21 protein-coding genes are annotated in these 24,986 nt (G+C 52.2%); 20 read left to right on the forward strand and 1 reads right to left on the reverse strand.

The genetic code is table 11. The features are described 5' to 3' along the window. Nucleotides 1-13 precede the first annotated feature (13 nt). From IAG03_RS02620 to IAG03_RS02665, 10 genes are all read left to right on the forward strand, one after another. Entirely contained in the window at nucleotides 14-1,018 is a 1,005-nt protein-coding gene (locus IAG03_RS02620) for a DivIVA domain-containing protein (RefSeq protein WP_249318182.1), read from the forward strand. 32 nt (nucleotides 1,019-1,050) lie between these two features. Then, nucleotides 1,051-3,837 (forward strand): isoleucine--tRNA ligase, encoded by a 2,787-nt coding sequence (gene ileS, locus IAG03_RS02625; RefSeq protein WP_249318183.1) that lies wholly within the window; start codon nucleotides 1,051-1,053, stop codon nucleotides 3,835-3,837. A gap of 71 nt (nucleotides 3,838-3,908) precedes the next feature. Further along, nucleotides 3,909-4,409 carry a signal peptidase II gene (gene lspA / locus IAG03_RS02630; protein ID WP_249318184.1) on the forward strand — a complete coding sequence of 167 codons (501 nt, stop codon included), beginning with the start codon at nucleotides 3,909-3,911 and terminating at the stop codon, nucleotides 4,407-4,409. After that, nucleotides 4,378-5,298 (forward strand): RluA family pseudouridine synthase, encoded by a 921-nt coding sequence (locus IAG03_RS02635; RefSeq protein WP_249318185.1) that lies wholly within the window; start codon nucleotides 4,378-4,380, stop codon nucleotides 5,296-5,298. Before lspA ends, IAG03_RS02635 begins: the two co-directional genes overlap by 32 nt. 13 nt (nucleotides 5,299-5,311) lie before the next feature. After that, nucleotides 5,312-5,755 (forward strand): ComEA family DNA-binding protein, encoded by a 444-nt coding sequence (locus IAG03_RS02640; RefSeq protein ID WP_249318186.1) that lies wholly within the window; start codon nucleotides 5,312-5,314, stop codon nucleotides 5,753-5,755. A gap of 517 nt (nucleotides 5,756-6,272) precedes the next feature. Further along, the gene (locus IAG03_RS02645) at nucleotides 6,273-10,070 is read left to right on the forward strand and encodes an SH3 domain-containing protein (RefSeq protein WP_249318187.1); all 3,798 of its coding nucleotides are present in this window, start codon (nucleotides 6,273-6,275) and stop codon (nucleotides 10,068-10,070) included. A 352-nt stretch (nucleotides 10,071-10,422) separates the two neighbouring features. Beyond that, entirely contained in the window at nucleotides 10,423-11,226 is an 804-nt protein-coding gene (pdaA, locus tag IAG03_RS02650) for a delta-lactam-biosynthetic de-N-acetylase (protein ID WP_249318188.1), read from the forward strand. Nucleotides 11,227-11,448: 222 nt separating this feature from the next. Then, entirely contained in the window at nucleotides 11,449-11,943 is a 495-nt protein-coding gene (locus tag IAG03_RS02655) for a COG2426 family protein (RefSeq protein WP_249318189.1), read from the forward strand. Nucleotides 11,944-11,956: 13 nt separating this feature from the next. After that, on the forward strand, nucleotides 11,957-13,165 hold the full coding sequence (locus tag IAG03_RS02660; RefSeq protein WP_249318190.1) for a BaiN/RdsA family NAD(P)/FAD-dependent oxidoreductase: 1,209 nt from the start codon (nucleotides 11,957-11,959) through the stop codon (nucleotides 13,163-13,165). Between the two features lie 29 nt (nucleotides 13,166-13,194). After that, nucleotides 13,195-14,793, forward strand: a complete 1,599-nt coding sequence (locus tag IAG03_RS02665; RefSeq protein ID WP_249318191.1) for an NAD(P)/FAD-dependent oxidoreductase — start codon at nucleotides 13,195-13,197, stop codon at nucleotides 14,791-14,793. A gap of 237 nt (nucleotides 14,794-15,030) precedes the next feature. Here IAG03_RS02665 and IAG03_RS02670 read toward each other — a convergent pair whose 3' ends face one another. Beyond that, nucleotides 15,031-16,587 (reverse strand): alpha-amylase family glycosyl hydrolase, encoded by a 1,557-nt coding sequence (locus tag IAG03_RS02670; protein WP_249318192.1) that lies wholly within the window; start codon nucleotides 16,585-16,587, stop codon nucleotides 15,031-15,033. A 483-nt stretch (nucleotides 16,588-17,070) separates the two neighbouring features. On the opposite strand from IAG03_RS02670, the gene IAG03_RS14345 reads away from it, so the two are divergent. From IAG03_RS14345 to IAG03_RS02715, 10 genes are all read left to right on the forward strand, one after another. After that, complete coding sequence (locus IAG03_RS14345) at nucleotides 17,071-17,220, forward strand: flavodoxin family protein (protein WP_346726093.1); 150 nt, start codon at nucleotides 17,071-17,073, stop codon at nucleotides 17,218-17,220. 69 nt (nucleotides 17,221-17,289) lie between these two features. Then, complete coding sequence (locus IAG03_RS14350; RefSeq protein WP_346726094.1) at nucleotides 17,290-17,421, forward strand: NAD(P)H-dependent oxidoreductase; 132 nt, start codon at nucleotides 17,290-17,292, stop codon at nucleotides 17,419-17,421. Beyond that, nucleotides 17,415-17,606 carry a hypothetical protein gene (locus IAG03_RS02680; protein WP_249318193.1) on the forward strand — a complete coding sequence of 64 codons (192 nt, stop codon included), beginning with the start codon at nucleotides 17,415-17,417 and terminating at the stop codon, nucleotides 17,604-17,606. The genes IAG03_RS14350 and IAG03_RS02680 overlap by 7 nt, the downstream gene beginning before the upstream one ends. A gap of 578 nt (nucleotides 17,607-18,184) precedes the next feature. Then, nucleotides 18,185-19,609 carry an ABC transporter substrate-binding protein gene (locus IAG03_RS02685; protein WP_249318194.1) on the forward strand — a complete coding sequence of 475 codons (1,425 nt, stop codon included), beginning with the start codon at nucleotides 18,185-18,187 and terminating at the stop codon, nucleotides 19,607-19,609. A gap of 112 nt (nucleotides 19,610-19,721) precedes the next feature. Beyond that, nucleotides 19,722-20,618, forward strand: coding sequence for a carbohydrate ABC transporter permease (locus tag IAG03_RS02690; RefSeq protein ID WP_249318195.1), 897 nt, complete (start codon nucleotides 19,722-19,724; stop codon nucleotides 20,616-20,618). A gap of 14 nt (nucleotides 20,619-20,632) precedes the next feature. Then, nucleotides 20,633-21,490, forward strand: a complete 858-nt coding sequence (locus tag IAG03_RS02695) for a carbohydrate ABC transporter permease (protein ID WP_249318196.1) — start codon at nucleotides 20,633-20,635, stop codon at nucleotides 21,488-21,490. Nucleotides 21,491-21,505: 15 nt separating this feature from the next. Then, a complete protein-coding gene (locus IAG03_RS02700; RefSeq protein ID WP_249318197.1) occupies nucleotides 21,506-22,009 on the forward strand; it encodes a VOC family protein in 504 nt (167 codons plus the stop codon). Beyond that, complete coding sequence (locus IAG03_RS02705) at nucleotides 22,006-22,866, forward strand: sugar phosphate isomerase/epimerase family protein (RefSeq protein ID WP_249318198.1); 861 nt, start codon at nucleotides 22,006-22,008, stop codon at nucleotides 22,864-22,866. The genes IAG03_RS02700 and IAG03_RS02705 overlap by 4 nt, the downstream gene beginning before the upstream one ends. Nucleotides 22,867-23,070: 204 nt before the next feature. Continuing rightward, entirely contained in the window at nucleotides 23,071-23,811 is a 741-nt protein-coding gene (locus tag IAG03_RS02710) for a hydroxypyruvate isomerase family protein (RefSeq protein WP_249318199.1), read from the forward strand. Between the two features lie 17 nt (nucleotides 23,812-23,828). Beyond that, nucleotides 23,829-24,962 (forward strand): Gfo/Idh/MocA family protein, encoded by a 1,134-nt coding sequence (locus tag IAG03_RS02715; RefSeq protein ID WP_249318200.1) that lies wholly within the window; start codon nucleotides 23,829-23,831, stop codon nucleotides 24,960-24,962. Nucleotides 24,963-24,986 lie beyond the last annotated feature (24 nt).

The following is a 24,986-nucleotide window of genomic DNA, read 5'->3' on the forward strand; positions in this document are numbered from 1 at the left end:
GGAGGAAATTGGCATGATCACGTTGGATGATATCGTAAATGCGAGCTTCGGAAGAGCAAGTTTTTCCGGCGGATACCGCACAGATGACGTCGATAATTTTCTGGATGTTGTCAAAGAGTCCTATGAAGAGCTGCTGCATAAATACAACGAGCAGAAGGAATCCTGTGAAGAGCTGAAAAAAGAAAACGAACAGCTCGTCGAAAAGATGGATGTCCTGGTTGACTGTGTGGAAGAATACCGCAGTGAAGAAAATGAAATTAAGGATGCGCTCATCAGCGCGCACAAGACGGCGGAAGCCTCTGTGCGGGACGCAAAGAAAAAAGCGGATCAGATGCTTTCAGATGCGGCAGCCCGTGCGGATAAGATGGTCAAGGATGCTTCCGAACAGGCAAACCGGATGTTAAAAGACGCCAAGGAAGAGGCGGAAAGCCAAATCCAGTCGGTGCAGTCTAAAATTGACAGAAAAAAAGAAGAACTCGATGACATGAAAACGTCCGTGTCGGATTTCCGTGCAAAGCTGATTGCAATGTATCGTGAGCATCTGACGCTGATCGACGAGATTCCCTCCAAAAAGGAGACAAAGCCGGAAGTGCGGTATACGCCTGCACCGGCTCCTGCGCCGCAGCCTGTTCCGGCTCCGGTAGCTGCTCCGGTGCCCGCACCGGTTCCGGTTCAGCCGGAACCCGCGCCGCAGCCCGCGCCTGCGCCAGCACCGGCCGCTGTGCCGCAGCAATATGTACCGGCAATCCAGCCGCCGCGCCACGAAGCACCTGCGCCGCAGGCTCAAAAGCCGGAACCGCAGTATGCAGCGCCTGTGCAGCCCGCTCCGGCAGCGCAGCCGACCGTGGCCTATGCACAGCAGCAGCCGGCGATGTCTTACGGCGAGGGGTTTACGCAGGTACAGCCCCAGCGGGAGCACCGCTATGAAACGCTGAACTTCGGCGAGGATTACGATATTTCCGACGAGGATGACGACGACGAGCCGACCGGCTTCTTTAAAAAGCGCAAAAAGAAATAAAATAAACAGGAATAAATGGGTGGGGCAGAACAATGGATTACAAAAGCACGCTGAATCTTCCGAAAACAGACTTTTCCATGCAGGCCGGCCTTCCAAAACGGGAGCCGGAGATGCTGGCGCACTGGGAAGAAAACAAGACCTATGAAAAGCTGATGAAAAAGAACGAGGGCAAACCGCTTTATGTTCTTCACGATGGCCCTCCGTATGCAAACGGAGACATCCATCTCGGCACAGCCCTCAACAAGACGCTGAAGGATATCATTGTCCGCTATAAAAATATGACCGGTTTTCAGGCGCCGTATGTTCCGGGTTGGGATACGCACGGCCTGCCGACAGAACTGAAGGCACGCAAAAAGGCCGGCGTCAGCAATTCCACCGCAATTTCCGACGTTGAGCTGCGGAAAATCTGCCGGGAATTTGCACTCGGCTACCTCGACGACCAGCGCACACAGTTTAAACGCTTGGGCGGTCTCGGAGAGTGGGACAATCCGTATATCACACTCAATAAAGAATTTGAAGCCAAACAGATTGAACTCTTTGCGGAGATGGCTTCCCAGGGCTATATTTATAAGGGCCTCAAGCCGGTGTACTGGTGCGCGGACTGTGAGACCGCACTGGCCGAAGCGGAGATCGAATACATGGAAGATCCCTGCGATTCGATTTATGTCAAATTCCGTGTAACAGACGATCAGGGCAAATTCCGTGCGCTCGGCGTGGATCCGGAGAAGGTCTATTTCGTCATTTGGACGACAACGACCTGGACGCTGCCCGGAAACCTTGCAATCTGCCTGGGGTCGGAGTTCGACTATGTGCTGTTAAAAGCCGGCGAAGAATATTATGTGATGGCGGAGGCGCTCGCAAAACCTACGATGGAAGCTGCCAACATTACAGAGTATGAAGTGGTCGGAAAATTCCTCGGTTCTGATCTCGAATACATGAAAGCTGCGCATCCGTTCCTGCCGCGGGAGTCCCTCGTGATCCTGGGAGATCACGTGACGCTCGAGAGCGGTACCGGCTGCGTTCATACCGCGCCTGGCCACGGCGTTGAGGACTATGAAGTGTGCCGCGACCATTACCCGGAGATTCCGATTGTGGTTCCGGTGGACAGCCATGGCCGCCTGACCAAAGAGGCGGGAAAATTTGAAGGTCTGACAACTGCAGAAGCCAATGCTGCGATTGCAGAGGAGCTCAAATCTTCCGGCGCACTGTTTGCCATTGAAAAAATCATTCACCAATATCCGCATTGCTGGCGCTGCAAAAAGCCGGTTATTTACCGTGCGACAGAACAGTGGTTCTGCTCTGTGGAAGCCATCAAGGAGCAGGCTGTCGAAGCCATCCGGAAGGTGAAATGGATCCCCGGCTGGGGAGAAGAGCGCATCGCTTCCATGGTGCGCGACCGTAATGACTGGTGTATTTCCCGTCAGCGCCGGTGGGGTGTCCCGATCCCGATTTTTTACTGCAAGGATTGCGGCGAAGCGCTGATTTCCAAAAAAGCGATGCGCGCAGTGTCGGATTTGTTCCGCCGGGAAGGCAGTGATGCCTGGTATCTCCACGACGCTTCGGAGATTTTGCCGGAAGGCACCGTCTGTGAAAAGTGCGGTGGAACGGCCTTTACCAAAGAGCTGGATATCATGGATGTCTGGTTTGATTCCGGCGTGACGCATGCTGCGGTTTGCGATACCCGTCCGTATCTGCACTGGCCCGCCGACCTCTATCTTGAGGGCGCCGACCAGTATCGCGGCTGGTTCCAGTCTTCCCTTTTGACCTCTGTCGCTTGGCGCGGAACCGCACCGTACAAGGCAGTTGTCACCCATGGATGGGTTGTAGACGGCGAAGGCCGGAAAATGTCGAAGTCGCTCGGCAATGGAATCGATCCGAGTGAGATCGTCAATCAGTACGGCGCAGATATCCTGCGGCTGTGGGTGGCATCCTCCGACTATCACGCGGATATCCGGATTTCCAAAGAAATTCTCAAACAGCTTTCCGATGCGTATCGCAAGATCCGCAATACTGCGCGGTTTATTCTCGGCAATCTCAACGGCTTTGACCCGGATCGCGATTCGGTTACTGCAGAAGAACTTCAGCCGATTGACCGCTGGGCGCTCTGTGCATTTGAGGCGCTTGTCCGCAAGGCGCGCCGTGGATATGACACCTTTGAGTTCCATCAGGCGTTCCACGCAATTCACAACTTCTGTGTGGTCGATATGTCGAACTTCTATCTCGACGTAATTAAGGATCGTCTGTATGTTGAAAAGAAAGACAGCGTGGCCCGCCGTGCGGCGCAGACGGCCATGTATCAGATCCTTGACGGGCTGACCAGACTGATGGCGCCGATCCTGGCGTTTACTTCGGATGAAATCTGGCATGCGATGCCGCATAAGGCGTCGGACGATGTCGAAAATGTGGTCTTCAACGAGATTCCGCAGGCGAAAGACCTGGAAGCGGAACATGCGTTTATGGAACAGTGGGATCGAATTCATGCGATTCGCGATGTCGTGAAAAAGGCGCTGGAGCTGGCGCGTTCCGAGAAAGTGATCGGCGCAGCCCTGGATGCAAAGGTGCGGCTCTTCTGTGACGAAGAGACCTACGCATTTGCAAAATCTGTAGAAAATGAACTGGCAACAGCATTCATTGTTTCTCAGATTGAAATCGTAGAAGGCGGCGAAGGCGAGTATCACGGCGATTTGCCCGGCGTTTCGGTTACGGTTCTGCATGCGGAGGGCGAAAAGTGCCCGCGCTGCTGGAGCTACAGCCACACCATCGGCAGCGATCCGGAGCATCCGGAAGTTTGCGCCAGATGCGCAAAGGCGCTGCAATAAACAGCCGGACAATGGGCGGGTAGGAATGCCCGCCCATTCTTGACCCCATTTTAAAAGAGGAGCGTGTTTCCATGCCGGTTCTTTTCGTTGTGCTGATTGTTCTGGCAATCGGAGTGGATCAGGGAATCAAATATTTTGCAGCTGACTTGCTGCAGGGAGGAAATTCAGTAGAGGCGATCCCGAATTTTCTTTCGTTCACATATGTGGAAAACCGCGGCGCTGCATTCGGAATGATGCAGGGCATGACGATTGCACTTTCTGTTGTGACGGGCATTTGCTGCGTTCTGTTGCTTTGGATTTTGTTTCGCTACCGTTCCCATAATTTTCTTTCCCGTGCGGCCTGTATTTTGATTGTTGCCGGTGGAATCGGAAACCTGATTGACCGGATTCGGCTGGGATATGTGATCGATTTTATCAAAATTTCATTTTTTCCGCCGGTATTCAACTTCGCAGACTGCTGCGTCACGGTGGGCGTAATTCTGGCCATTTTACATGTCCTGCTTCTCGAAATGCAGAAAAAGAAAAAGGAACCGAAAGCCGATGAGCAGACAGATTCAAATCTCGATTCCTGAACAGCAGGCGGCCCGGATTGACAAATTGATTGCGGATGCCGAGGAAAGCCTGACCCGTTCTGCGGCGCAGAAGCTGATTGCAGAGGGGCATGTGCTGTTAAACGGCGTTTGTGCGCAAAAAAGCGCGATGCCGAAGCCGGGGGATGTGCTGGTGGTTGAGATTCCGAACCCAGAGCCGATTGCGGCGAAGCCGGAAAACATTCCGCTGGAGATTTTGTACGAGGACGACGATCTGCTGGTTGTCAATAAGCCGAAGGGCATGGTGGTGCATCCGGCTGCTGGTAATTACGACGGCACGCTGGTCAATGCGCTGCTGTATCATTGCGGAGATTCCCTTTCCGGAATTAACGGGGAAATCCGTCCGGGAATTGTCCACCGAATCGATAAAGATACGAGCGGCCTTTTGATTGTCGCCAAAAACGATGCGGCGCACCAAGCGTTGGCAAAGCAGATTCAGGCGCATTCTTTTACCCGGATTTATGAAGCGGTTGTTTACGGAAATCTCAAAGAAAACGAGGGAACCGTCGACGCACCGATCGGCCGCCATCCGGTCAAGCGAAAAATGATGGCCGTGGAGCCGAAACACGGGCGTCCGGCGGTCACGCATTATACGGTTATTCGCCGGTATCGCGGATTTACGCATATTCGGCTGCGTTTGGAAACCGGGCGGACGCACCAGATCCGGGTGCATATGGCTTATCTTGGCCATCCGATTGCCGGAGATCCGGTCTACGGGCCGAAAAAGGTGATCACAGCACTTGCCGGACAGTGTTTACATGCGCGGGTAATCGGATTTGTGCATCCGCGGGATGGACGGTATTTGGAGTTCGAAAGCCCGCTGCCGGACTCCTTTTTGCGCTTTTTGCACACGCTGACGCCAATCGAATAACGGAGGCATGCGTATGAATCGGCAAACCCGCATTTTGCTCGGTGTGGGGGTTCTGTTGTTCGCCGGAATCCTCTTCTATAATCTCTTTTTTACCCCATCCGTGACGTTTGTCCGTGCACAGCCATCTTCAGAGCCTGCAGGATCAGTCTGTGCGGAGAAATCCGGATTTACAGAATCGTATCCGGCGTCCACGGACGCAGCGGCATCGGATTCCGTAGCATCCGATGTCTTGTCAGCCGATCATGCTGCGGCAGCAACGGTTTCCATCAACACGGCAAGTGCGGAAGAACTCAGCGATGCACTCAAGGGTGTCGGACCGGTGATTGCAGAGCGGATTGTGGCGTATCGTGAGGAACATGGTCCGTTTCAAACCAAAGAGGAACTCAAAAACGTGAAAGGGATCGGCGAGAAAATCTATGCGCAGATTGAGCCGTTCCTGACGTTGGATGAAGAATAGAAGCACTGCGGCGCTGAAAAGCAGCGTTCGCAGTGCTTTTTTGTGTATCGACCGGCATTGCGGTCGATACACAATGCCAGATGTTTTGCAGAAAGCGGGTCACATAAACGGTGTTTTTATAAGTTAAGTCAGATTTGCATGAAACAATGGGCGCTTGTCAGTTTTGATCCGGAGAATGATTCCATATGGAAATGCAAAACAGGCGCTTTTTTAATAGGTCATTCGAGGGTTGACGCATGTGAAAAAGGTCCTGCTTTTCGGCGTTGCCGGACGGAAAATTCATCGACGTGCCCGGGAAAGATGGTGAATTTTTACAGAAATCGGTGTACCATGCTGCAGCGCAAAAGGAATACCGGCACAAAGTGAAAAAAGTCTGACATTTTGCTGCTTTTGGTTGCATTTTGTGTGGAACTCCTTTATAATAATTTTGATTATGGTAAACATAAACCGCATCTTTGATGCTTTGCAATACAGAAATTTTTGTGCAAATGAAATGTCATGGCTTAGGAGTGGTAACATGCAAAAAGGAACAGGAACCTGGAAACGAATCATCGCATTTTTGACAGCATTTTTACTTGTTTTTGGAATTGCGGCTTCCTCTTTGCCGCTTTCCGTGACGGTTCGGGCACAGACCACAGCCACGACGACCGACCCGGTAAATCTCCGATCCGGCCCGGGTACCTCGTATTCCGTCGTGACGACGCTTGCGCAGGGGACAACGGTGACGGTTACCGATACGAGCAATTCCAAATGGTATGCAGTGAAAACGTCCGGTGGGAATACCGGCTATATCAGCGTGGAGTATCTGAAACTGGCGGCGTCAGAAAACCTCGGCACGGCGACAACAACGGATGTCCTGAATCTGCGCAAAGGCGCGGGAACGTCCTACGGCATTGTCACAACGCTTGCGAAGGGCACAAAGGTGACGATCCTTGAAAAGACGAGCAAAACTTGGTACAAGGTCAAGACCTCGAGCAACAAGACGGGGTATGTGAGCGTCGAATACCTGAAAGTGGACAGCAGTTCTTCCGGAAATACATCGGAGCCGGAGAAAAACCTCGGCACGGCGACAACAACGGATGTCCTGAATCTGCGCAAAGGCGCGGGAACGTCCTACGGCATCGTCACAACGCTTGCAAAGGGCACGAAGGTGACGATCCTCGAAAAGACGAGCAAAAGCTGGTACAAGGTAAAAACTGCGAGCAACAAGACAGGGTATGTGAGCGTCGAATACCTGAAAGTGAACAGCAGTTCTTCCGGAAATACATCGGAGTCGGAGAAGAACCTCGGCACGGCGACAACAACGGATGTCCTGAATCTGCGCAAAGGCGCGGGAACGTCCTACGGCATCGTCACAACACTTGCGAAGGGCACAAAGGTGACGATCCTCGAAAAGACGAGCAAAAGCTGGTATAAGGTCAAGACCTCGAGCAACAAGACGGGGTATGTGAGCGTCGAATACCTGAAAGCGGACAGCAGCAATTCTTCTTCCGGAAATACATCGGAGCCGGAGAAAAAACTCGGCACGGCGACAACAACGGCAGCGCTCAATCTGCGCAAAGGCGCGGGAACGTCCTACGGCATCGTCACAACGCTTGCAAAGGGCACGAAGGTGACGATCCTCGAAAAGACGAGCAAAAGCTGGTACAAGGTCAAGACCTCGAGCAACAAGACAGGGTATGTGAGCGTCGAATACCTGAAAGTGAACAGCAGTTCTTCCGGAAATACATCGGAGCCGGAGAAGAACCTCGGCACCGCGACAACAACGGATGTCCTGAATCTGCGCAAAGGCGCGGGAACGTCCTACGGCATTGTCACAACGCTTGCCAAGGGCACGAAGGTGACGATCCTCGAAAAGACAAGCAAAACTTGGTACAAGGTCAAGACCTCGAGCAACAAGACGGGGTACGTGAGCGTCGAATACCTGAAAGTAGACAGCAACAATTCTTCTTCCGGAAATACATCGGAGCCGGAGAAAAACCTCGGTACGGCGACAACAACGGATGTCCTGAATCTGCGCAAAGGCGCGGGAACGTCCTACGGCATCGTCACAACGCTTGCGAAGGGCACAAAGGTGACGATCCTCGAAAAGACGAGCAAAAGCTGGTACAAGGTCAAGACCTCGAGCAACAAGACAGGGTATGTGAGCGTCGAATACCTGAAAGTGAACAGCAGTTCTTCCGGAAATACATCGGAGCCGGAGAAGAACCTCGGCACCGCGACAACAACGGATGTCCTGAATCTGCGCAAAGGCGCGGGAACGTCCTACGGCATCGTCACAACGCTTGCAAAGGGCACGAAGGTGACGATCCTCGAAAAGACGAGCAAAAGCTGGTACAAGGTAAAAACTGCGAGCAACAAAACGGGGTACGTGAGTACGGATTATATCAAGGTGACATCCGCAGAGCAGGATCCCGAGCCGGCCGCTGAGACCACGATGAAACTCAATGCCAGCAGCCGCACAATGGAGATCGGCGATACCTACACGCTCAAAGCGACCGTTACGAACGGAGACGGAACCAAACCTTCGGCGTCGAGTTCTAAAAAAGCAGTGGCGACGGTTTCGTACAAGTCGGCATCCTCAAATGTTTATCGATATACGATCAAAGCTGTGAGCGCCGGCAGCGCCACGATTACGGTCAAACTCGGCAGCATCAAAAAGACGATCAAGGTTACGGTGAAAGAAGCGCCCGCGCCGGAGGTGAAATATGCGCAGACCACGACCGGGCTGAATCTGCGGAAAGGTCCGGATACGTCCTATGAGATCATTACGACCCTGCCTTCCGGCACAATTTTGACAGTGCTGGAGGAAGCTAAGGCAGGCTGGGTCAAGGTGCAGACTGCGAGCGGATATACCGGATATGTCAGTACGGACTATATCCGCTATGTTTCGGGAAGTTCCGGTGAAATTACGCTTTCGCACACTTCTGTGAAAATTCCGCAGGGAAAAACGATGTACACGACGGCCAGTGCGGCAAATTCCGGATCGGTGATTCTCTGGTCCAGCAGCAACCCCGATGTCGCAACCGTGCACGACGGATATATCTATGCGGTGTCCAAAGGCAGTGCGACGATCACCGCGATGGACAGCTCCGGCAAAAACAAAGCAACCTGTTCGGTAAAGGTTACGGAAGCGGAACCGGTGAAATTTGTGTATGCTTCGCCGAATACGGTCGGGGTCAATACCGAGATGGAGCTTGTCGCCATTACGGATACCAGCCGCAGCGCAGTAAAATTTGTGGTGGAGACGGAAAGCGGCAGCACAAAGTCCTATACGGTGAAGAAATATCAGGCAGAAACGAACGAAGCCGACGAGGGCATGGCGGAAAATGCAACGCGGGTTTGGAAACAGAGCGTGAAATTTTCAAAAGCCGGGTCCTACACGGTGAAGGTCTATGCACAGAATTCGTCCGGCTGGAGCAGCGGGTATGAAGAGATGGAGGCCTTTGTTGTCGAGACGACGGATCAGACGACAACCGCATATGGCGAACGTCGGATCAGCGACGAGATGCTCAAAATCATTTCGCACTTTGAGGGTTACAGCAAAGGTGTTTATGCAGATACGCTTGCCTATGGGATTCCGACGACCGGATACGGGTATGTCGTTTCAAAAGGCGAGCAGTTCTACAACAATATGACCAGAACAGAAGCCTGGGCGCTGCTGTGCAGCGTGACGAACGAGCGCTCTTATACGACGGAGGTCAATCGGTTCATTACGAACAACAACCTCAAGGTCAGCCAGAGTCAGTTCGACGCGATGGTCAGCTTTTCTTACAATGTCGGCGCCGGATATTGGAATAACAGCGGAACCGCGTTCGATTTGCGGACGATTCTACTCAACAGTGTGGATGTCTCGAAAGTGAAGTTTGGATCCGGACGTTCTGCAAAAATGACTGCAAAAGCAAACCTTTACCGGAAAATTGATGACACCAAAGCGGCGACTTCCACCTATAACGGCGCTTCCGTTACGGTGCTCTCGGCCAAGCATGATGCACAAACACAGACAACCTGGTATCAGATCAAGCTCCAAAACGGAAACAAATACTGGGTTCGGGCAGGATATGTCCGGCTGGACGATACTTCCGGACTGACCTATGATCTTGCCTATACAGATTCGGTGGCATTCGGCTCGGAGATGCTCGCCTGGCATATTGCGGGCGGCAACTGCATTCCGGGACTGCTGTACCGGCGTCTTGCGGAAGCAAAGGTGTTTTCCTTTGCAAATTATGCGGAAGCGGATATGTCGAACGCCAATTACCGTGTGAATACCTACGGATATCTTTATCCGAGCTGCATGGCCAAGTACGAACGGTAAGCGAAAGGCAGCATGCATTTCAGTTACCCCCGTTCCGGTGGTCAGAACTGCCAAAAGAAACCAATGCAAGGACCGGCAATATCTGAAAGCGTGTATATTGAAAACCGCCAGGCGGCTTTTCGGGGATGAATTTCCCCGGGAAGCCGCTTTTTTCATAGATGCATGTGAAAGCGAACGGAAAAAAGGCAGCGCCATTGGGAACGGGCTTTGGCGTGCAGAAAAGGCCGGAGCGCGGTGTGGATTTTATAGCGTCTACTGCTTGACCAGGCGGTCAAGCCCGAAAAATTCGTAGAATAAACAGGGATTGCCGTCCGTATATATGGAAATACAACGATATGCGGGGGCGGTATGGATGTTTGTAACGGTGGGCAGAAAGAAGTTCTGGGGAATGGCGGCGGCTTTGGTTTTGGCGGTGGTGCTCTGTGCGGTCTGGATTCCCACACATCCGGCAGACGCCGAGGAGACTGCAATCACCAACTGGGGGCTGAGCTTTCAGGAAGAGGGAAAAACGCCGGTCGGCAATGCGGCGCCGGACTACCTGCTGCAATATGACGCTTACTATGCCGGCGCGGCGGATCAAAAGGTCATCTACCTGACCTTTGACGCAGGTTATGAAAACGGCTATACGCCGGCAATTTTGGATGCGCTGAAAAAGCACCAGGTCAAGGCGGCGTTTTTTGTGGTGGGAAATTATATCGAAACCAGTCCGGATTTGGTTCAGAGAATGGTAGAGGAAGGCCATCTGGTCGGCAATCATACTTATTCTCATCCGGATATGTCGAAAATATCGGATCTGGAGTCCTTCCGGGAAGAACTCCAGAAAAACGAGGCGGCTTACCAGGCGGTAACCGGAGAGAAAATGCCGAACTATTACCGACCGCCGCAGGGAAAATTCAGCGAGAGCAATCTGACCATGGCCAAGGAGCTCGGCTATCATACGGTGTTTTGGAGTCTTGCCTATGTGGACTGGTATGTCGATCAGCAGCCCTCCCACGAAGAGGCGCTTTCCAAGCTGACGAAGCGGATTCATCCGGGCGCGGTGGTGCTGCTGCACAGCACTTCGCAGACAAACGCGGAAATCCTCGACGAACTGCTCACCGAGTGGGAAAATGCGGGTTATACCTTCGGAACACTGGACCAGCTCTGTACGCAGTAAGATTTTGCAGTTGCGTTTTTTCAGGATCCGCCTTTCGAACAAGGCGGATCCTTTTTTCGGGAAAAGATGCGCACAGCCGGATCGCCCGGATAGAGCCCTTTAAGGGCGTTTGAGGATTCATAAGGATTTCATATTTTAATTCGGAATGAGAACTAAACAGGAAAGCGGGTACGCTATACTGAAAAGGATCAAGTAGACCATGAAAAGAAAAGGAACGAAAAAATGGATGCAGTCGTACAATCTGTTGTCGATGTTTTCAACGGAGTAATTCCCGGCGAGTTTACCGTGTTTCTGATTTCTATGATTCCGGTGCTGGAACTGCGGGGAGGTGTTTTAGCAGCAAAGCTGTTGGATGTGGAGATGTGGCGGGCCTTCCTTTGCTGTGCGGTCGGGACGCTGGTGCCCATTCCGTTTATTCTGTTGTTTATTCGGCAGATTCTGGAATGGCTCAAACACACGAAACTTGTCCGGTTTGCCAACCGGCTCGAAGAAAAGGCGAATCGGAAAATTGCGTCGATCGAAAAGTATAAAACGCTGGGGCTGATGATCTTTGTGGCGATTCCGCTGCCCGGAACCGGCGCCTGGACCGGTGCGTTGGTTGCGGCGGTCATTAAGATACGCTTTAAACATGCGATGCTGTCAATTGCGGCAGGAAGTTTGATTGCAGATCTGATTATGTGCGCGATTTCTTACGGACTGCTCGGAATGATTATTTAAAGGATTTGATGAAATGCATCAGGTGGATACAGCAATTGTCGGCGGCGGTGCGTCCGGCATGATGGCGGCGCTGGCGCTTGCGTCAAAACGGGAAACGCAAACCCGTCCGGTGATGCTTTTGGAAGGCGCGGATCGGGTCGGAAAAAAGCTTTTGGCGACCGGAAACGGCCGCTGCAATTTGACCAATTTGCAGATGACGCCTTCCCATTATCACGGAGAACGTGCAGAGATCGCAAAGGTGCTTGAAGCCTACCCGACAAAACGCGTTCTCTCTTTTTTTGAGGATTTGGGACTTTTGTGCCGGCCTGATGCGGAGGGCCGGGTCTATCCCTATGCAGGACAGGCTTCCGCCGTTTCGGATGTGCTGCGCCGGGGGCTGGAGGCATTTGGGGTTGAGACGATTTCTGCAAACCCGGTTTCCAGAATCCGCAAGCGGTCTTCCGGCGGGTTTATTCTGGATGGCCCGGAGCCGGTGACGGCGAAAAAAGTGATCTTGGCGTGCGGAGGAATGGCAGCTCCGCAATTCGGCTGTGCGGTCGGCGGGTATGCGCTTGCACAGTCCCTCGGCCACACCGTAACGCCGCTTCGGCCGGCTCTTGCGCCGGTTACCGTCCGGCCGGACGAGGTGCGCGCGCTGAAAGGCATTCGATGCCGGGCGAAAGTCACCCTGTATCGCGGCGATACGCCGCTCAAAAGTGAGGTTGGCGAGCTGCAATTCGGCGACGGTGTGCTTTCCGGGATTTGCATGTTTCAACTTTCCCGGTTTGTCGGAAAAAAGGCATCGCCGGGGACAAGCATACTTGTGGATTTGCTTCCGGATTACGAGGAAGCGGAAGTCCGGGCGTTTTTGGCGAAAAAACAGCGCCGGTTTGGAGAAAAACAGCTGCCGGTGCTTTTAGAGGGAATGCTCCACAAGCGCGCGGCGCAGGAGGCGCTCAAACGGGCGGGGTTGTTTCCGGATGGATGCGATCTTTCTGCCTGTGCGCACGCAGTGAAAGCATTTCGGTTTACGGCAACCGGGACGGCGGGCTTCCGGCAAGCGCAGGTTACGGCGGGCGGCGTTCCGCTGCGGGAAGTTTTTTCGCAAACCATGGAATCGCGCATTTGCAGAAATCTTTTTCTGACCGGGGAGCTTCTGGATCCGGACGGAGACTGCGGCGGTTACAATTTGCACTGGGCATGGAGTACCGGAATGGCAGCGGGTTTTGCAGCCGCAAAATAGTGGGGATCAATCGGGAAAGCAGGAAGAACATGATACGAATTTCAGAACTTGCAATGCCTCTGGACAGTACGACGGAGGATTTAAAGCGCGCCGCCGCCAAACGGCTCGGCGTCAGCGCATCGGAACTTGCAAATTTTCGGATTGCACGAAAGTCCGTGGACGCCCGAAAAAAGCAGGACGTCCATTTCGTTTATACCGTCTTGGCGGAACTCGGGAAAAAAGAGGGGGAACTCCTCAAAAAACGCGGTGGTCCAAAGCTTTGTGCAGAAAAACCGCTTTCCTACCGGGTGCCGGAAAAGAAAAAACCGGCGCAGCCGCCGGTGGTTGCCGGGTTCGGGCCGGCAGGCATGTTTGCGGCGCTTCTGCTTGCGCAGGCAGGCCTTTGTCCAATCGTTTTTGAACGCGGCGCGCCGGTAGAAGCGCGGCAGGCAAGCGTTGCGGCATTCCGAAACGGCGGCGCATTTTCTCCGGATGCCAACATCCAGTTCGGAGAAGGCGGCGCGGGCACGTTTTCGGACGGAAAGCTGACAACCGGCACACATGATCCGCGTGCGCGCAAGGTGCTTGCGGAACTGGCGGCGGCCGGTGCGCCGGAAGAGATCCTTTATGAGGCAAAACCGCATATCGGAACGGATCGGCTGCCCGGCGTTGTGCGGGAGATCCGGCAGGAAATCCTGCGCCTTGGCGGACAGGTGCAGTTTTATACGGCGCTGACGGGGTTGGAAATCCGGGACGGACGGCTCTGCAAAGTGGAGGTTACCCGGCAGGGCGCCCCAGCGCAGACCTTTCCCTGTTCTGCACTGGTGTTGTCGGTCGGCCACAGCGCGCGGGATACCTTTTCCATGCTGTATGGAAAAAAGCTTCCCATTGAGCCGAAACCGTTTTCGATTGGCGTGCGGATTGAGCATCCACAGACATGCATTAATAAAGCGCAATACGGTCCTGCGGCAGGGCATCCGGCGCTTGGCGCGGCGGATTATAAGCTGAATGTCCATCTGCCAAACGGCCGCGGCGTTTATACCTTTTGCATGTGTCCGGGCGGCAGCGTTGTGTGTGCGAGCTCCGAAGCGGGCGGCGTGGTGACGAACGGGATGAGTCCTTTTGCCCGGGATGGTGAAAATGCCAACGCAGCGCTGTTGGTCGGCGTGCAGCCGGAGGATTTCGGCAGCGATCATCCGCTTGCGGGAATTGCGCTGCAGCGCCGGTTGGAACAGCAGGCGTTTACTGTGGGCGGCGGTGGATATGCGGCGCCGGTGCAGCGTGTCGAAGATTTTTTGCAGCGCAGGAAAAGCAGAAGCTTCGGATCGGTGCAGCCGAGTTATTTGCCCGGCGTAGCGCTCTCTGCAATGGACGACTGCCTGCCAGAATGGATTACGGAGAGCCTGCGGGAAGGCATTCTCCGGCTCGACGGCAGACTGCACGGCTTTGCATTTCCGGATGCCCTGCTGACCGGTGTGGAAACCAGAAGTTCTTCGCCGGTTCGGGTCTTGCGCGGAGAGCACCTTTGTTCTCCGAAAGCGGACGGCCTGTTTCCCTGCGGAGAAGGTGCGGGATATGCTGGCGGCATTGTTTCTGCTGCGGTAGACGGCATCCGCTGTGCGGAAAAAGTCATGGAACGCTATGAGTAGGCCCATACCATCCGCAGCTTGTGGCGCAGGATTTGTCCGGACTGTATGGGCCGGATGCTGTGCATGCAAAGTGAAAATTCCCCGGATTCAAATCGTGTCGATTCATCGGAGGCGTTCGGAACGAATCTCCACGGAAAAAGCGCTGATTTCGAATCGAGAACGGTTTATTCCCAGATTATAGAAAACAAGCCCGCTGAACGGAGAAACGGTTCAGCGGGCTTGTTTGTTTATAATCAATTATACATTCTTTGCCAAGATGGTTGCGCTGCAGGCCGGTACATGCAGGAGGCCGTTTTCCAAAACGGCTTGTCCGTGATAGGAATAAAGGACATCTTCGAATCCGCATTCGTCGATTTCACAGGATGCCGGCGTTTCTGCCGGATTGATGGCCACAAGCACAGAGCCGGTTTTTCCGGTTCGCAAATAGACCAGCGGCTGATGCTCCTGCGCATGGAGAAATTGGAAAGCAGCGTTGCTCTGCAGCGGTTCGTGCGTAAGACGAAGCGCAATCAGCTTTTTAATTTCGTGATATAACGAATCCGCCTGGGCAGTCTGAGTTTCTACGGTTGGCCGGTCGGCAGAAGGATCTATGGTGATATATAGCTGTTCCGGAGAGGCGGAAGAAAATCCTGCGTTTGCGGTGTGATCCCACTGCATGGGAGAACGCGCTCCGGTTCGTTCGAAGCCGCCTTCCACAGAGGTCAGCCCTTCTAAGTAGCGCATTCCAATTTCATCTCCGTAATAGAGGAACGGTGCGCCCGGCATGGTCAGCAAAAAGGCGAATACCAGTTTTTCTTCTTCGATATCGATATAGTGAGAAAGACGCGGCATATCATGGTTGCCGGAAGGAATACAGATCAGGCCTTTGCCGTCGGTGCGCTGATAATTTTTCCAGTAGGTTTTGGCAAATTCGGTGATGCTTCCGCCCTCTTTTCGGGAGAAGTACGGGGTTTCGCAGCGGAAGAGATCCAAATAATGAGAAGGACCGAAATGCAGCAGAAAATCCATATGGAATCCGCCCGCAAGCGAACGCGCGGGATCGCCCCATTCGGAGATAATCGCGGCATTCGGGAATTCTTCATCCAAAAATCTGCGGAAGTCCTGCCAGAGCTTGATGGTCTCTTGGCCGTCCTCATCGTTTTTGACCAGAGAACCGGCCATGTCGACGCGGAATCCGTCACAGCCGAGCTGCAGCCAGAACCGCATGACATCCTTCATCGCCTCACGGGTAGACAGCGCGTCTTTGGAATCCGGCGCACACTGCCAGCTTTCCGTGGGGTTGGCAAATCCATAGTTGAGGCAGGGCTGGGTGGAGAAGAAGTTTACGGCGCAGCATCCGTTGCGGTCGGAAATTCCGCGAATGCAGCCGGTAATGTTCTGGACGCCCTCGAAGGGATCCCAGATGTTATCATTCCAGACATAACGGCCGGAAAATTCGTTGGGCTCCGCCTGCATGGAACTGCGGAACCAGAGGTGCTGCACGGAGGTGTGTCCGGGAACCAGATCCAAAATCACATGCAGCCCGCGCTTGTGTGCCTCGTGAAACAGCGCTTTCAGATCTTCGTTGGTGCCATAACGCGGCGCCACTTTTTTGTAGTCGGCGACATCGTATCCGGCATCGGTAAACGGGGAATCAAAGCAGGGGTTCAGCCACAGTGCATTACATCCCAGATCGCGAATGTAGTCCAAACGACGGATGATACCCTGCAGATCTCCGATTCCGTCTGCGTTGGTGTCCTGAAAACTTTGGGGATAAATTTCGTAAAAAATTGCGTTGTCCAGCCAAGTTGGCATAGATAGAACCTCCTTTAAATTTTGTGAAGGATAGAAAAGCGGCCGTAAAGGCGCTTTGTTTCCGGGGGATGGGAACATGCGTGTCGTTTTCGCACGGCTTGTATTGCAAGAAAGGCATCTGTGAAAAGCGTTTTTCAGAAAACCTGTAAAATGCAGGGAAATCCGCAAAATGTGCCGGATTTGGGGGTGCTTTCCGGCACTTTTTACGATTTTGTCAGTTTTAATATACTCCTTTTGCGCAGAATTGCAAGCCTTCCCGGCTCAAATGCAAAAAATATACATCTTTTTTGGCGAAAACAATTCAGGTGCGGCCAATTTTAGCGCAATAGAGAAGAAAATGCAGTAGTGTAATGCTGTGCTAAACAGAATCTCTAAAAAATCATGATAAAATATGAAATTTTATTAAACTATGTCGATATAAAGCAGGGCTTATGGTATACAATCAAAAATAAAAGAAAACAAAACGGAAATGGAGGGCTTAAAATGTCCAAAAAGATTCTGATTCTTTCCACAAGTCTGCGGAATCGGAGCAATTCCGAAGCGCTTGCCGATGCGTTTGCGGAAGGCGCCAAACGCGCAGGGCATACTGTGCAGACAAGAACCCTGCGCGGAAAGTCAATTGCCTTTTGTTAAAGGATGTCTGGCCTGTCAAAAGCTTCATCATTGCGTGATAGAGACGATGCGCTCGCGCTGACGGAAGATATGCGGAGCACCGATGTCATTGTGTTTGTAACGCCAATTTATTATTACGAGATGAGCGGGCAGATGAAAACGCTGCTGGACCGTGCAAATTCGCTTTATGGATCGGCGTATGCATTCCGATCTATATGCTGACCACAGCAGCTGAAGATGCACCGGAGGTTCCGCAGAAGGCGGTCAGCGGCCTAGTGGGCTGGATGGATTGCTTTGATGGTGTAACTCTTGCCGGCACCGTGTTTGCAGGCGGGGTAAACGCGGTCGGTGAAATCGAAGGGCACCCTGCACTCGAGATGGCACGGCAGATGGGAGCGTCAATTTGATAAAGATAAAGAAGGAAAGCATCCATTCTTATGAAATATCAAAACGATCGGAAGCTGTGCAAATTTCCGAGTTGTGAAAAAAACACGAAAAAACACAGATTGTGAGATAGAATAACAATTTAAATGCAAATTGACTAAAAAAGTTCTATTGAAAATCCGGCATCAACTGCGCAAAAGCAACAACAAAAATCGTATGGGAAAGGGTGTTTCAAAGAAAACGTTTAGAAAATATTACCAGTTTATTAAAAAAATCTTAAAATCGCAAATTTGTCCGATCTAAACAGCAAAAAAGTCAGTGAAATCTGAATTGAAACTGTGTATTATGATATTAAAGCTAAAAACAATACATTTAGTTTCATTTAATTGTACATTTTTGCGCGTGATCGTGACGGAAGGATGAATTGTCCGCATTTTTTTGCATGATTTTGTTCAAAATAGTGTGCCTTTTGGAACAGTACAAAAATAGAGGATTTCCTCCCCAAGGGGCGAAAATCCTCTGTAAAAATGACCGTTCTGTAATGTACAGTTTTTAGAAGGGCAAATTAAATGAAACTAAAAACAGAAAAGGAGAGACACAAATGCAGAAAAAAGTTTTGGCACTCGTTATGGTCCTGGCACTTGTTCTGTGCATGATGGCCGGATGTTCCGGCAATGCTTCGTCGTCTACCCCGGATAGCTCCTCCAGCACAGCAGATTCCTCCTCCGAAATGCCGTCTTCGGATGATTCCTCTGATTCCTCCGAGCCGGCCGGTACGGGCCTTTTCATGGATGAAATTGAAGAGAATGCAACCATCACCTACTGGGAAATGCAGTGGGGCGGCACGTCGGACTATCAGGCTGTTGTACAAGAGCTTGTTGACCGCTTTAATTCGGAAAACGAGTACGGCATTAAAGTGGATATGCAGATGATCGCATGGGACGGCTACTATGAGACATTCCTGACGGCTGTTACGAGCGGCGCGGCTCCTGATGTTGCGACCGGTCCTTCTGCAAACCCGATCCAGTACGCGGTTATGGGCGAGAGCCTTGACCTCGATCCGATCATGGAAGCCTGGAAAGCAGAAGACAGCTCCATCCTGACCGAAATTCCGGAGTATATGTGGACGTTCTATCAGTATGAAGGCGTTCAGTACGGCATTCCGTTCGGCCTGGATTCCAAGCAGATTCTCTATCGCAGCGACTTCTTTGAGGAGGCCGGCATCACCGATCTGCCGACTACCTATGATGAGTTCGTGGAGACGGCGCAGACGCTGAAAGAGAAATTCCCGGATAAGATCCCGGTGCTCATGGGAGCGGGAGACCAGACGGGCGGACACGTTTCATTTACGCTTGCAGCAACCAACGATTCCGGTCTGACCACAGCGGACACGAAAGCAGATATGCTCAGCGACAAAAATGTTCATATCTATGAATTCCTGAAAAAGCTTTATGACAACGGTCTTGTCAGTGAAGGCTCCGCAGGCTATAAAGATGCTGATATACAGAAAATCTGGCTCGCAGGCGAGAGCAGCATTTTGGTTGGTGTGTCCGGCAACTTCTGCGAAGGCACCGAGATTGAAGAGGTTACCCGCGTTCTGCCGAACGTTTCCGGTCCGGATGCAAACGGCAAGGGTAAATATATCAACTGTATCAATGGCATCAACGGCTTTAGCCAGACCGAATATCCGAACGCTTCCCGCTATTTCCTCAAATGGTGGACAGAGAACAATCTTCCGCTCATGACGAAGGGCCAGCAGGGCAACTTCCCGGCGCGTTCCTCCTACTATGAGGATGAGTATTATTCCACCAGCCAGTGGAGAATGGATACCTATAAGTATACAGTTTCCAACGGCCAGACTCCGGTTTATCCCTGTGAGAACCTGTATCCGCAGTTTGCACAGGTCGAAGGCGAGCAGATCGCTGGCGATGCTGTTGAGCTCGTTCTCTCCGGCAAGAGCGTAGAAGAAGCGCTGGAAACCTGCAACAAGAATCTGCAGGCGTGCATCGACGACTACGCAGAATAAGCATTTGCACATTCCTGTGTAGAATAAACCATGTTGTGATCGGCCAGTCAGATTTCTTTCTGGCCGATCATGCTATAAAAATCTGAGTTTTTCAGCGAAAGGGGAAGGCGCAGTGAAAAGAAAACATAACAGGCTGGAGAGCAACCGACTGGGTTATCTCATGACCATCCCCGCCTCCATCCTGATTTTAGTCGTCAGTATTTATCCGCTGTTTCAGGGTATTTTACTCGGTTTTCAGAATTACAACCTTCAAAAGCCTAAAAAACGCGCGTTTAACGGCTTTGACAACTATATCAAATTGTTCACTGAGGATACGGAATTCCATTCCGCAATTCTGTACACCTTTATTTATACATTTGCAACCGTCGCAATCGCTTATTTGCTGGGACTCTTCCTGGCGATGCTTCTGAATCGCCACATCAAAGGCCGCGGCGTTTTCCGTACCTTGGCGCTTCTGCCCTGGATTGTTGCGCCGTCGGTTGCTTCGACCAACTGGATCTGGCTGATGAACGATCAGGTCGGCTGGATCAACAAGTTCCTCAAGAGCATCGGTCTGATTGACAATTCAATTCTTTTTCTGGCCGACGAAAAGTTTGCACGGGTGACAGTTATTTTCACGGATATGTGGAGAGATTATCCGTTTATGATGATCGTCATCCTGGCCGGCCTGCAGAGCATCCCGAAGGATCTTTATGAGTCTGCCTATATCGATGGCGCCGGGTTCTGGAAATCCTTCCGCTATATCACGATGCCGATGATCAAGGGCGTCAGTGCAATTTCGACTATTTTGATGTTTATTTGGGTCTTTAACCATTTTGATAACATTTATCTGATTACCAACGGCGGCCCGAACAACGCGACCTTTACGCTGCCAATCCTGACCTATTACACGGCGTTTTACCGGAGTAATATCGGGTATGCTTCATCGATGGCGAGTATGATGCTGATTGTCCTGCTTGTTGTCGCGCTCATTTATCTGCGGGTAATGAAAACCAATAATGAGGAATAGGAGGCAGGGCAAAGATGAATGTGGAACAGAAAAAGACAAAGAAAATTATTTTTCTCGATATTTTGACCTATCTTGTGCTAGTACTGCTTCTTTTTGTACTCTGCCTGCCCTTTATTTCGATGTTGGGCACGGCGATTAAAGAACGCCAGGCTGCGCTTACAACCATTTCGCTATTTCCCGCGAGTTTTGATCAGATCAGCTTCAGCAGCTTTGAAACCGTTCTGTTTAAGACGACGTTTATGCGCAACGTTCTCAACAGCTTGATCGTTGCCGGCAGTGTAACGCTGATCTGTATAATCGTGGCTTCCTTTGCCGGCTATGCGATTTCCCGCTTTAAGGGACCGTATTTTAAGTTTTATTCCATTCTGCTGCTGTTATTACAGATGTTCCCGGTGATGCTGCTGCTCATGCCGCTCTATGTCATTTACAACAAGCTGCAGATGGTCAACACGCTCTGGTCGGTTGGCATCAGCTACACGACGATGAACCTCGCATTCTGCATCTGGATGCTCAAAGGCTTTTTTGATTCCATTCCGCGAGATCTCGAGGGCGCCGCAATTGTAGACGGATGTACGCGCTTTGAGGCATTCATTAAAATCATCATGCCGCTTGCACTGCCGGGTATTGCAACGGTCGCCATTTTCACCGTTCTCAACGCCTGGAACGAATATACACTCGCCAGCATCTTTCTGCGGAAAGATCAGGTTATGACGATAACGGTTGGCTTGCAGCGTTTTGTGCAGCAGAATGGTGCAGACTGGCCGAACCTGATGGCTGCTTCGACGATTGCGACCATTCCGACCGTGCTCTTCATGCTGTTCGCGCAGAAATATTTGATCGAAGGCATGACGGCTGGTGCGGTCAAAGGCTAAAGGAGGCGCTGCTCTATGGAATATAACAACATTGCGCACGTTTCCTATAAGGTGCGGGATCTCGAAGCGTCTCTGCGGTTTTATTGTGACGAGCTGGGCTTTCAGCGGAAATTTACGATTCCGAACAGTGCGTTTATTGAGCTGTTAAAAGAGCAGGAAGGCACAGAGGCGCAGCGTGCGCGCTTGGCGGAAATTGCCGAAAAACCGTGGCTGACCTATCTTGAGGTGCGCCCCGGGCAGTTCCTGGAACTGTTCCCGGCGTACGATGACGTTCCCGCGCTCGATCAGAGCGACAACCATATTGGATATCTCCATTTGAGCCTGGAGGTTCCGGACCTCAAAGCGGCGAAGGCGGAGCTCATCGAAAAAGGGGTTCGCCTGATTACCGATATTGCCCTCGGGCCGGATTATACCTATCAGCTCTGGATTGCGGATCCGGACGGAAACCGCATTGAGCTGATGGAATACACCGACCGTTCCTTCCAGATTACAGGAGGAGAGGAGGCCTGCAGCAAATGAAACTGAGTTTGATTACGCTGTTTATGCTGCATCGCAACGAACATGCATCTTTGCGGGAAGTCTATACTGCAGTCAAACGCGCCGGATTTGAAGCGGTGGATCTCTGTTCCTATGACTTTGCGCATGGAACCGAAGAGGAAATCCGTGCACTGCTCAAGGAACTGGGGCTCAAAGTTGCCTGTTACATTGATTTTGTCCCGTCTCCGGCAATTGGGAACGCGGCTGCAGCCCAGCGTGCAAGAGAGCAGATTCGCCGCAATCTCGATTTGACCGAAAGACTGGGCGCCGGTGTTTACATGTTTGCACCCGGCGGATACGCAGACTTTATCCGCGGCGTTCCGCGTGAAAAAGTGGCGGAGGCTTTTGCGGAAGATCTTGCCTATGCGGTGGAACTTGCGGACAAAAAAGGAATCACAGTGGTGATTGAAGATGCACCGGATATCACCTTCCCGATGTGCAGTGCCGAGGAAGTTCTTGCGCTGCTCGAAAAGGTGCCCGGCCTGCGGCATGTATTCGATACCGGAAACATGATTGCGCAGGGCGATGATCCGGTCGAATTCTATGATCAATTAGCGCCGTATCTTTCTCATGCGCATCTCAAAGACATGCGGTTTTCTGACGGGACGCCGACGCCGGGCTACGGTGTAGGAGATTTCTGTGCAAACGGCCGCTATATGGTTGGCGTATTGCACGGCGAGGGCATGGTCGATTTTGCGGCACTTTTGCCCCGCATCAAAAAAAGCGGATTCGACGGCTACATGGCGGTTGAATACGTCCCGCAGAAAGCGGATTCCGATTTTGCAGCGGAAATGATTCAATGTCGGGAATATCTTGAGCGTCTCTGGAACCAGTCCTGAGACATCGAGTTTCCTAAGCGCCGCCGGCAGCAGGTCGGTTCTGTTCCGGCGGCGCCCTTCCCCTTGCAAAAAGTCGGATTTGTCCATGAAAATACTCGCAAAATACCCTTTTCTGGGTCGGCGCTGCCTGTTATGATTGTGATTAGCGGGGAGCGCATCTTTTTCGCGTCCCTTTTGTATCATTTCTGAAAAGGAGTCAAGAAAATGAAAGTTTCTGTTTGCGTGGATTCGCTTTATTTTGGAAAAGACTTTTTAGAAAGCGTTCGTGCGGCGCAGAGGGCCGGCGCGAAAGCGGTCGAATTCTGGTCCTGGGAGGACAAAGACCTCGATGGACTTGTTCGGCTGCAGGAGGAAACCGGTCTGCAGGTTGCAGTATTCTGCACCCGTGCAACGCAGATTACGGATCCGAAGAACCGAGACGCCTTTGTCTGCGGCGTACGCGATTCCGCTGCGGCGGCGAAACGCCTGGGCTGCAAGACCATGATTGCAACAGTCGGCGACGACACCGGCGCACCGCGTGCGGAACAGCACGCAGCCATCGTGGAAGCGCTCCGCGCAAGCCTGCCGGTGCTTGAAGAATCGGGTGTGACGCTGGTTGTGGAGCCGCTCAATATTTATGTCGATCACATCGGCTATTATTTGAGCTCCTCGAAAGAGGCGTTTGCGATCATCGAGGAAGTCGGAAGCCCTTATGTCAAGGTGCTGTTTGATATTTATCATCAGCAGATTAATGAAGGGGATATTCTCCGGCACATGCTGCCGAACCTTGAAAAAATCGGGCACATTCACTGTGCAGGCAGCAACGGACGGCACGAGCTGGATAACGGCGAACTGAACTATCCGTATTTATTTAAAAAGCTGGCAGAGGCTGGGTATGACCGGTATGTCGGACTGGAATATTTTCCGGAGCGCGATCCGGCAGATAGCCTGAAAGATCTGCTGTAAAGAAGGAGGAGGATCCGATGAGTATTGAAAAAATGAAAGTTGCAGTGGTCGGCTGTGGATCGATCAGCAGCGTATATTTGGATTCCATCCGCAAGCATTTTTCTATTTTGGACGTGGTCGCCTGTACGGATCTCGATCTCGCAAGACGGGATGCCTGCGCAGAAAAATACGGTATCCGCGGATTGACGTTTGATGAAATCCTTGCAGACCCGGAGATCGAGATGGTGATCAATCTCACGACACCGGCAGCGCACTATCCGATTACCAAGCAGGCGCTGCTTGCCGGAAAACATGTTTTTTCCGAGAAGATGATCGCGGTCACGCTGGAAGAGGGCAAAGAGCTCTGCGCATTGGCCGATGAGAAAGGCCTGCGGCTGGGTGTAGCACCGGATACGTTCCTTGGCGGCGCCATTCAAACGGCGCGGTATGTCATGGAGACCGGATTGATCGGCGAGCCGCTTTCCTTTGTGGCGTCACTTAACCGGGATTATGGAATCTTCGGCGAACTGCTGCCGCATTTGCGCATGAAAGGCGCGGGAATTGCCTTTGATATGGGCGGATATTATCTGACGGCGCTGGCGAATTTCTTCGGCCCGGCGGAGTCTGTCGCAGCATTTTCGCGTTGCTACAATCCGGAACGCGTGGATCGGCGCGTCACGAACCGGACGTTTGGAGAGCCGTATACGCTGGAAACCGAAAACGTTGTAACCGCATCGCTGCGCTATAAAAACGGCGTGCTGGGAACGTTCCATATGAATTCGGATTCGATTCTCGATGAGACCGTCCTCTTTGAGATATATGGAACGGACGGGATCCTCTATGTCGGCGATCCGAATATGTTTGACAGCAAGATTTCTGTCAAGAAAACGAAGGGCGAGACCTTTGAATTCCCGTATACCCACGGTTATACAGAGCAGTCGCGTGGAATCGGCGCGGCAGAGATGGCCTGGGCCATCCGTGGAAACCGGCCGCACCGTGCTTCGAAGGAAATGGCCTATCATGTGTTTGAAATGCTGCACGGCATTCTGCGTGCGGCGAAAGAAGAGCAGATTGTCCGGCTGGAATCGACATTCGAGCAGCCGAAGGCGCTTCCTGCGGGCTTTATCGGAAACGGTTTCTGGGGCCCGACCGAGGAAAGCGCGCTTGTCTGACACTGCACAATTGACCGAAAATGA

Origin of the sequence: Yeguia hominis (assembly GCF_014384705.1) — a bacterium.
Lineage (GTDB): Bacteria > Bacillota > Clostridia > Oscillospirales > Acutalibacteraceae > Yeguia > Yeguia hominis.